7 protein-coding genes are annotated in these 8,403 nt (G+C 65.9%); 5 read left to right on the forward strand and 2 right to left on the reverse strand.

Annotated features, from left to right (window positions below; all coding sequences use genetic code 11):
- Positions 1–305: 305 nt before the first annotated feature.
- The 5 genes from map (at position 306) to dapE (ending at position 6,162) form a co-directional block, all read left to right on the forward strand.
- The gene (map, locus tag VF497_RS01810) at positions 306–1,073 is read left to right on the forward strand and encodes a type I methionyl aminopeptidase (RefSeq protein WP_330885673.1); all 768 of its coding nucleotides are present in this window, start codon (positions 306–308) and stop codon (positions 1,071–1,073) included.
- Positions 1,074–1,151: 78 nt separating this feature from the next.
- The gene (glnD, locus tag VF497_RS01815; RefSeq protein WP_330885674.1) at positions 1,152–3,866 is read left to right on the forward strand and encodes a [protein-PII] uridylyltransferase; all 2,715 of its coding nucleotides are present in this window, start codon (positions 1,152–1,154) and stop codon (positions 3,864–3,866) included.
- Positions 3,853–4,680 (forward strand): 2,3,4,5-tetrahydropyridine-2,6-dicarboxylate N-succinyltransferase, encoded by an 828-nt coding sequence (gene dapD / locus VF497_RS01820; RefSeq protein WP_330885675.1) that lies wholly within the window; start codon positions 3,853–3,855, stop codon positions 4,678–4,680. Before glnD ends, dapD begins: the two co-directional genes overlap by 14 nt.
- A gap of 1 nt (position 4,681) precedes the next feature.
- Positions 4,682–5,035: a Spx/MgsR family RNA polymerase-binding regulatory protein gene (locus tag VF497_RS01825; RefSeq protein ID WP_330885677.1), complete on the forward strand. Its 354-nt coding sequence runs from the start codon at positions 4,682–4,684 to the stop codon at positions 5,033–5,035.
- Positions 5,032–6,162, forward strand: coding sequence for a succinyl-diaminopimelate desuccinylase (gene dapE / locus VF497_RS01830; protein WP_330885679.1), 1,131 nt, complete (start codon positions 5,032–5,034; stop codon positions 6,160–6,162). Before VF497_RS01825 ends, dapE begins: the two co-directional genes overlap by 4 nt.
- Before the next feature lie 109 nt (positions 6,163–6,271).
- On the opposite strand, the gene VF497_RS01835 is transcribed toward dapE, so the two are convergent.
- Positions 6,272–6,589 (reverse strand): pyrimidine/purine nucleoside phosphorylase, encoded by a 318-nt coding sequence (locus tag VF497_RS01835; protein WP_330885680.1) that lies wholly within the window; start codon positions 6,587–6,589, stop codon positions 6,272–6,274.
- Between the two features lie 7 nt (positions 6,590–6,596).
- A partial coding sequence (locus VF497_RS01840; RefSeq protein ID WP_330885681.1) for a penicillin acylase family protein occupies positions 6,597–8,403 on the reverse strand: 1,807 nt, incomplete at its 5' end.

The following is an 8,403-nucleotide window of genomic DNA, read 5'->3' on the forward strand; positions in this document are numbered from 1 at the left end:
TGAGGCATTGTATACTCTCACTGCAATGGACATCCTCGCGCGTTGTCGTTGGCGCGATGAGTCCGGGGTTTAACCTCCACGTGTCCAGCGTTGGCGACCTCGTTTCCCGAAGGGATCGAAGCACCCCGACAACGGTATCGACACGTGTGCGGATTTGGGCGGAATGCCCGGCGGACTTGGGAATTTGCTCCCTCGACCGCATTTCGAAAGCCGGCTTCTGTGGTTGCAGCGGCCCGCGAAACTTTGAAATTATAGCCTGTGGACCCGCTTGGGGACAAGCAGCCCCGGGCCGGACCGAGAAAAGCATGCCCGTTACCATCAAAACCCCCGAACAGATCGAAAAAATGCGCGTCGCCGGCAAGCTCGCCGCCGAGGTGCTGGAAATGGTCGTGCCGCACGTCAAACCGGGCGTGACGACCGAGGATCTCGACAGGATCTGCCACGACTACATCGTCGACGTGCAGAAGGCGATCCCGGCCAACGTCGGCTACAAGGGCTTCCCGAAGACGATCTGCACCTCGGTCAACCACGTCATCTGCCACGGCATCCCGAGCCCGGGCAAGGTGCTCAAGGACGGCGACATCGTCAATATCGACGTCACCGTGATCAAGGACGGCTGGCACGGCGACACGAGCCGCATGTACTACGTCGGCAAGCCCGACGTGCGCGCGCAGCGCCTGTGCACGGTGACCTACGAGGCGATGATGCTTGGCATCGGCCAGGTCCGGCCCGGCGCGACGCTCGGCGACATCGGCCATGCGATCCAGAAGCACGCCGAGGCGGCCGGATTCTCGGTCGTGCGCGAATACTGCGGCCACGGCATCGGCCAGATCTACCACGAGGACCCGCAGGTGCTGCACTACGGCCATCGCGGCCAGGGCCTGCGCCTGGAGAAGGGTATGACCTTCACGGTCGAGCCGATGATCAACGCCGGCAAGCGCGACACGCGCCTGCTGCCCGACGGCTGGACCGTGGTCACGCGCGACCATTCGCTGTCCGCGCAATGGGAGCACACGGTCACCGTGACCGATGACGGCTTCGAGATCCTCACGCCCTGGCCGAAGGCGGCATGACGCAGGACGGTTAAAAGTCGGACCGCCTCGTGCGAAGATGGCCCTCCGCGTTCGACTTTCGACCCCGCTGCGCCGTCCATGTCCGACTCCTCCGCTCTCGCGATCGCACTACCGCGCCTGCCGAAAAGCGTGCCGCGTTCGGGCGTGTCCGAGCAGGCCCGGCTCGCGCTGCGGCAATTGCTCGGCGATACCGACCGTCGCCTCGCCGAGGCCTTCGCCGCGATCGATCGCGATCGCTACGACGCGGCCACTTCCGAGTTGATCCGCACGCGCTCGCGCGCAGTCGAGCGCATCGTCGCCCACGTCTGGATCGCCTGTGTCGGCGAGAGCGAGATGCTCGCGCTGTTCGCTGCGGGCGGCTTCGGGCGCGAGGAGATGTTCCCTTACTCCGACGTCGACCTGCTCGTACTGAGCGTGCCGAAACCGGAGCCAGCGGCGCTGCGCGCGGTCGAATCGTTCTTCACCTGCCTGTGGGACATCGGCTTGAAGCCCGGCCACGCCGTGCGCACGCTGGCCGAATGCCGCGAGCTGGCCGGCGCAGACGCAGTGATCTACACCAGTCTGCTCGACGCGCGCCTGCTGCTCGGCTCGACCACGCTTGCCGACGAATTTGCGCGCCTGATGCACGACGAAACCCTGTGGCCGCCGGCGCAGTATTTCGCCGCCAAGCGCAGCGAGGAGGAACAGCGCCGGGCCAAATTCAACGACACCGCCTACAACCTCGAGCCGAATCTCAAGGACGGCCCCGGCGGCCTGCGCGCGCTGCACCTGATCCTGTGGTTGGGCAAGCGCCTGTTCGATGCGCCGACGCTGGAGGCGCTGGTCGGGCGCGGCATGTTGTCCGCGGACGAAGCCGTCGCGGTCGAGGCCGCGCGCGCGCGCCTGCAGCACATCCGCTATGCGCTGCATCTTGCCGCGGGACGCCCCGAAGAACGCCTGCTGTTCGATTACCAGCGCCTGCTGGCCGAGCGCCTGGGCTACACCGACGAGCATGCGCGCAACCTCGGCGTCGAGCAGTTCATGCAAAGCTTCTTCCGCGCCGCGATCGTCATCGCGCGGCTCAACGAACAATTCGTGCAGCGCTGCGAGGAGGCGCTCGATGCGGATTCCGCGTCGGTGCCGCAGCGGCTCAGCATCGACTTCGTCAGCCTCGGCGGACGCCTCGACTGCGATCCGCCCGATCTTTTCCTCAAGCGTCCGGCCGCGCTGATCGACCTGTTCCGCATCTGGGTCGAGCATCCCGAAGTGAAAGGCCTGCGCGCCGACCTCGTCAGCCGCATCAACGAGGCATTGACGAAGATCGGTCGCGATCTCGCCTTCGATGACGGGGTCAACGCGGCGTTCGCGCGTCTGCTGCGCAAGGGCGCGCCGGCGATCGACGCGCTGATCCGCATGAACCGCTACGGCGTGCTCGCGCAATACCTGCCCGCGTTCGGCAAGGTCGTCGGGCGCATGCAGTACGACCTGTTCCACGTCTACACGGTCGACGAGCACACGATGCGCGTGCTGCGCAACGTCGCGCGCTTCGCCGATGCGGACAAGAGCCGTGAATTTGCGCTCGCTCACCAGCTGTTCGAGCGCTTGGCCAAGCCGGAGCTGCTGATCCTCGCCGCCTTGTTCCATGACATCGCCAAGGGCCGCGGTGGCGATCACTCCGAACTTGGCGAGAAGGATGCGCGCGAATTCGGCGCCACGCTCGGCCTGTCCGCGGCCGACATCGATCTCGTCGCCTGGCTTGTGCGCTGGCATCTGCACATGAGCGTCACCGCGCAGCGCCAGGACATCAACGATCCCGATGTCGTGCATCGCTTTGCCGCCACGGTCGAGGACTCCGAGCGGCTCGACTATCTCTACCTGCTGACCTGCGCGGATATCGCCGGCACGAGTTCGAAGCTGTGGAATTCGTGGAAGGATAAGCTGCTCGCCGACCTCTACACGAGTGCGCGCTACGCGCTGCGCGGCGGCCTCGAGCGCCCGCCGCACGTGCCCGAGCGCGTGCGCGAGGCGCAGGCGCAGGCCTACGAGGCGTTGGCCGAACTCGGCCTGTCGGCGCAGTCGATCGGGCGCATCTGGTCGGATTTCCCCGAGGAAACCTTCCTGCGCTTCAAGCCCGGCCTGATCGCGTGGCAGACGGCGGGCATCGCCAACGCCAGCGACGCGAAGGCGCCGCTCGTGCTCGTCGATCCGCAGGGGCCGCGCGGCGGCAGCGAAGTCTTCGTCTACGCGCCGGACCGTGACGGCCTGTTCGCCGCGGTGACCGCCGTGTTCGAACGCATGCGCCTGTCCGTGCTCGACGCGCGCATCGTCACCTCGAAAAGCGGCATGGGCATGGACAACTTCCTCGTGCTCGATGCGAACTCGCGCATGCTCGACCCAGGCACAGTGCAGCGCCTGCGTTCGACGCTCGAGGAAACCTTGCGACTGGACCCGTATCCGGTTTCGGTCGGCGCGCAGCGGCCGCTGAGCCGGCTGCGCCACTTCCACATCCCCACGCGTATCGAATTCCGCGACGACGCGCAGAGTGGACGCACCCAGCTCGCCCTGGTCTGCTCGGATCGCCCCGGCCTGCTCGCCGCGGTGGCGCAGGTGTTCCGTGCGTGCAAGCTGCGCGTGCATGACGCGCGCATCGCAACGTTCGGCGAGCGCGTCGAGGATTTCTTTCAGCTCACCGACGAATACAATCGCATGCTCGATGCCGACGCGTGCAAGGTGCTGCGCGAGGCACTGATCGAACGCCTCGCCGCGCCGAGCGCAATGAACACCCAGACCGTGGAGACTTATGTTATCTCTTGAGGACACCATCGACTCGGCGTGGGAGCGCCGCGCCGACCTGCAACCCGCCGAAATCGAATCCGCTCTGCGTCCCGCGATCAAGCGCGCGCTCGATCTGCTCGAAAGCGGCGAACTGCGCGTTGCCGAACCCGACGGGCAGGGCGGATGGAAGGTCAACCAGTGGCTGAAGAAAGCCGTGCTGCTGTCGTTCCGCATCCACGGCAACAAGGTGATGAGTGCCGAGCCCGCGCCGTACTACGACAAGGTGCCGCTGCGTTTCGAAGGCTATGACGAGGAAAAATTCCGCGCGCTCGGTGCGCGCGTGGTGCCCGGCAGCGTCGTGCGCCGCGGCGCGCACATCGCACGCGACGTCGTGCTGATGCCGAGCTTCGTCAACATCGGCGCCTACGTCGGCGCCGGCACAATGGTCGACACCTGGGCCACGGTCGGCTCGTGCGCACAGATCGGCAAGAACGTGCACCTGTCCGGCGGAGTCGGCATCGGTGGCGTGCTCGAGCCGCTGCAGGCCGGGCCGACGATCATCGAGGACGATTGCTTTATCGGCGCACGCTCGGAAGTCGTCGAAGGCTGCGTGATCGAGCGTGGCAGCGTGATCGGCATGGGCGTGTTCATCGGCCAGTCCACGCGCATCTACAACCGCGCCACGGGCGAGGTGAGCTATGGCCGCGTGCCAGCCGGAAGCGTTGTCGTCGCCGGCTCGTTGCCGGCGAGGGACGGCAGCCACAGCCTCTACGCCGCGGTGATCGTCAAGCAGGTGGACGAGAAGACGCGCAGCAAGACTTCGATCAACGAGTTGTTGCGCAGCGGCGACTGATATGACGGCAAAAGTATACGGATTGGAAAAATGCAGCGCCTGCCAGAAGGCGCGCAAGTGGCTCGACAAGCACAAGGTGGAGTATGTGTTCGTCGACTATCGCGAGCACCGCGTCGATGCGATTACGCTGAAGGATTGGGCGAAGCAGGTCGGCGGTTGGGACAAGCTCGTCAATCGCACCGGCATGACCTGGCGCAACCTGCCGCCGAACCGCAAGTCGCCCGAGTCCGATCCGGAGTGGCTGCTGCTGATCAAGGAATATCCCGCACTCGTTCGCCGCCCTGTCGTGGTGCGCGGTGGTGAGATCACTCTCGGCTTCACCGACAAGCTGTTCAAACAGATCTTCGGCGCATGAGCGACATCCTCGACCTCACGATCGACCTGATTCGCCGTCCCTCGGTCACGCCGGAAGACCACGGCTGCCAGCAACTCCTCGCCGATCGCCTCGCGCGCGCGGGCTTCACGATCGAACGCCTGCGCTACGGCGAAGTCGACAATCTCTGGGCGACGCACGGCACGGACGAACCGGTGCTCGTGTTCCTCGGCCACACCGATGTCGTGCCGCCGGGGCCGCTCGCGAAATGGACGAGCCCACCGTTCGAGCCGACGATCCGCGATGGACGTCTATACGGCCGCGGCGCAGCCGACATGAAGAGCGGCGTCGCGGCGATGACGCTTGCGCTAGAAGCGTTCGTGGCGGCGCATCCGCAGCACAAGGGCACGATCGCGCTGCTGATCACGGGCGATGAGGAAGGGCCGACCAATCTCGATGGCGTGCGCCGCGTCGTCGAGGAATTCCGCCGCCGCGGCCAGCGCATCGACTGGTGTGTGGTCGGCGAGCCTTCGTCCGCGCAGACGTTCGGCGACGTGATGCGCGTCGGCCGGCGTGGTTCGCTGTCGGCGCGACTCGTCGTGCGCGGCGTACAAGGACATGTCGCCTATCCCGACAAGGTGAAGAATCCGATCCATCTCGCCGCGCCGGCGCTGGCCGAACTCGCGGCGACGAAATGGGACGACGGCAACGAGGAATTCCCGCCGACTTCGATGCAGATATCCAACGTGCATGCAGGCACCGGCGCGCTCAACGTCGTGCCGGGCGCGCTCGAAGTCGATTTCAATTTCCGCTTCTGCACTGAGAGCACGGCCGACTCGCTGCGCGAACGCGTGGACGCGATCCTGCGCCGTCACGGCCTCGATTTCGAAATCGCCTGGGACTTGTCGGGCAAACCGTTTCTCACGCGCGAGGGCGCGTTGCGTGCTGCGGCGAGTGAGGCGATCCACGAACTTTGCGGCTTCGTGCCCGAAGCAAACACGGGCGGCGGCACTTCGGACGGGCGCTTCATCGCGCCGCTCGGCGCCGAAGTCGTCGAGTTCGGGCCGATCAACGCATCGATCCACAAGATCGACGAGCACGTCGCGCTCGATGAACTCGAAAAATTGCCGACGCTGTTTCTGCGAATCGCCGAACGGTTGCTTTCGTAGGGGCTCGATTTATCGAGCCCGCTTTTCCGTTCGCGTCGACGAACCGCACCACGGAGCGGGCGCGATGAATCGCGCCCCCTACGCAGCCCGGCTGACAGGAATAGCGTGCTCAGCCAAAGTGGCAGATGTAGTGATAGCCCTCGCTCGTGCGGATCTCGAACTTCGAGTTCGCCGGCACGCTGAACTTCTCGCCGGCGCCGGACCTGATCCACGCCTCGCTGCCGTTGAGGCGGTATTCGCAGGAGCCGGCGACACCTTCCATGATCTCCGGCGCACCGGTGTTGAAGGTCAGCGTCGAGGGCAGGATCACGCCGACCGTCTTGCGGCTGCCGTCGGCGAAGTGCAGCGTGTGCGAGACGCACTTGCCGTCGGCGAACAGGTTGGCTTTGGTCGCGACGCTTGCGAGGTTCAGGGTTTTGGTCGTCATGCTGCGTTTACCCTTTGGTTAAAAATACCAATTTATACTTCGTCTCGCCGGGCAGGAATGGCGTCGGCTTGCCCTGCGCCCAGTCTTCGTGGCCGGCGCCGTAGAACGGCGACAGCGGGTTGCCGCTTTGTCCGCCAGGCATGTGGAAGTAGCCGCTCTCCTCGTGCCCCGGCTGCACGCCGAAGCGTTCGCTTGCGCCGAACGTGGCGCCCTGCACGCGCGGCATGTTGCTGTCGCCGGGCAGTTCTTCCGAGGGCATGTCGATCAGCTTGCCGAGCAGCGGCACCGCCGCACTGAGCGGGTGGGCGATGTTCGTCTTCGTCACCTCGCCCCAGTTGCGCGCGGCGAGCCCGCCCGGCTGCGCGCCGAGTTTGGCGGCGACGCGCTGCGCGCACTGGCGCAGCAGGTCGTCCCAGTCGGCGTAGCCCGGTGGCAACAGATACAACGGTTTCTGCGCGAGGATCGCATCGATCTGGTGCTCGCTGTGGAGCTGCGGCGGAAACTTGAAATCGGCATACTTCGCGCGCACCGCGGCAGCGAAACCGCTCAGCACCGTGTCCGTCACCTCGAGGCGGAATGCGCGCGCGAGGCGATAGCCGACCGATTTTGGATCGGCGCGACCGTTCCAGTCGTCCGTATACTTTTTCATATCAGCCAGGTCGGGCGAGCCCGCTTTCGCCAGCACGTCGCGCAGGCGCTCGTGCCAGGGCTGCAGGAACAAGGCGCGATCGTCGAGCTGGACCGCGAGGAAATCGGCCGGCGCGAATTGCTGTTTCGCCTGCAGGTCGTCGCGAATCTGGCGCTGGCGCGCGCCAAGATCGAAGCCGCCATCGCCGACGCGCGTGTACGCGGGCGAGTCGAAATCAAGCGTGCGCGAATTCGCCGTCCAGATGCGCGCGGCGGGCGGGTTGGTGACGTGCGGGTAGTCGGCCGGATCGAGCCAGCCATCCCAGCCGTTACCAGGCTGGCTCCAGTCGCAGGGCAGCTGCGGGTCGCAATTGCCGACACGATGCGGAATGCGCCCGGCGATCGTCCAGCCGACATTGCCGGCCGTGTCGCCGACGGTGAAGTTCTGCGCTGGCATGCCGGCGCGGTTGGCGACTGCCATCGCCTCGTCGACGCTGGTGACGGCATCGAGATTGAGCAGTTCGATATTGATGCCGCCGGGCTGCAGCGCCGTCCAAGCCAGCGCGAGCGGCGTGCCGTCGGCGTCGTCGGCGAGGATCGGACCCCATTGCGTGTCGCGCACTTCGAGTTTCTCGTCGGGTGCGTTGTGCACTTTGATGATTTCTGTACTTTTCGTGATCGGCTGCGAGCCGTCCGCCGCGCGATAGCGGTTCTTGTCGGCCGGATCGAGATTGACGCGCACCCAGTCTAGCCAGTCGCCGTAGCTGTTGGTGAAACCCCAGGCAACATGGCGGTTGCTGCCGGCAACGAGCGAGGGCAGGCCGGGCAGGGTGACACCGATCAGGTCGATGCTCTCGCCCGCGCGCTGCGGATTCGGATATTGCAGTCGTGCGCGGAACCAGATGTTCGGCACGCGCAGGCCGAGGTGCATGTCGTTGGCGATCATCGCCGCGCCGGTCTGGGTCAGCGATCCGCCAACGGCGAAATTGTTGCTGCCGAGCACGTCGGCTGGCGGCGAGGTCGCGGCAGCGAGCTTGAGCAGCTTCGCGTCGGCCTTGCGCAGGTCGATGTCGCCTTCGGGCGGCAGTGTGGGCAGTGGCATTTCCGGGCCGGACAGCGGTGCGTCCCACGGGCCGCTGGTCGTGCGCAGGAATTTGACCACGCTCTCGGGCAGCGCGGCTTTCATG

The sequence above is a fragment of the Rudaea sp. genome, assembly GCF_036383415.1.
In the GTDB taxonomy this organism is placed as follows: Bacteria; Pseudomonadota; Gammaproteobacteria; order Xanthomonadales; family Rhodanobacteraceae; genus Rudaea.